Raw genomic sequence first — 853 nt, 5'->3', positions numbered from 1 at the left:
ATCAGGTCTTTTCGTGACGCGATTGCATCTGTCAAGCTCGAGATCGAAGCAGGTGAAGACAAGCTGGCTTCATCTTTAACTCAAGAGGTTCAGGCTTTGTTTGGTGTATACCTGATGTTGCTTGAGAATGATGCCATCGTTGTCGATACAGAGACGCTAATCCAAGAGGGCTATTGTGCTTCTTACGCTTTGAAGCTCGTTATTGACCGCCATGCCAAGCAGTTTGAGTCGATGGATGATCCATACTTACGTGCTCGATCAGAAGATATCCGTCATTTGGGTTTGCGTATCTATGCCAGCATTAATGCGCATGACTTTAATGTCCAGCTGCCAAATGAACCCTTTATTCTGCTTTCAAAGAATTTAAGCATCGCCGATATTGCTGAATATGCGAATCAAAATTTGGTTGGCTTGGTATGCGTGGATGGCTCGGTTTTATCTCATGCGGCCGTTCTGGCCAGTGCTCTCGGCATTACCGCAATCATGGGTGTCGGTGATCTTAATTGGTCAAAGGTTGAGGGTAGTGTTGCTGTCATGGATGGTTATAGAGCGCAGGTCATTTTTAATGCCTCGCCTCAAATGCAGCAGGAATATCAAAGGCTGGCAGTACAAGAAAACCGATTGATGTCAGGGCTTGATAAGCTTAAGGATAAGCCCGCCGAGACCAGTGATGGTTATCGTATCAATCTTTATGCGAATACAGGTTTGCTTGCCGATTTATCTCCAGGGCTAGAGAGAGGCGCAGAAGGAGTAGGCTTATACCGTTCTGAAATTCCTTTTATGCTGCATGAAACATTTCCAACCGAAGATGAGCAAACTGCTGTTTATCGGAAAATTTTAGAGGCTTATGCGC

1 protein-coding gene is annotated in these 853 nt (G+C 45.3%); it reads left to right on the top strand.

The window, feature by feature from the left end; genetic code table 11:
- On the top strand, positions 1 to 853 hold an 853-nt coding region (locus A3766_RS02610), incomplete at both ends, for a phosphoenolpyruvate-utilizing N-terminal domain-containing protein (protein WP_255375275.1).

It is taken from the genome of Oleiphilus sp. HI0132, from assembly GCF_001635845.1.
The sequence above is the reverse complement of the archived record's forward strand: the minus strand, read 5'-3'. Positions and strand labels throughout refer to the sequence as shown.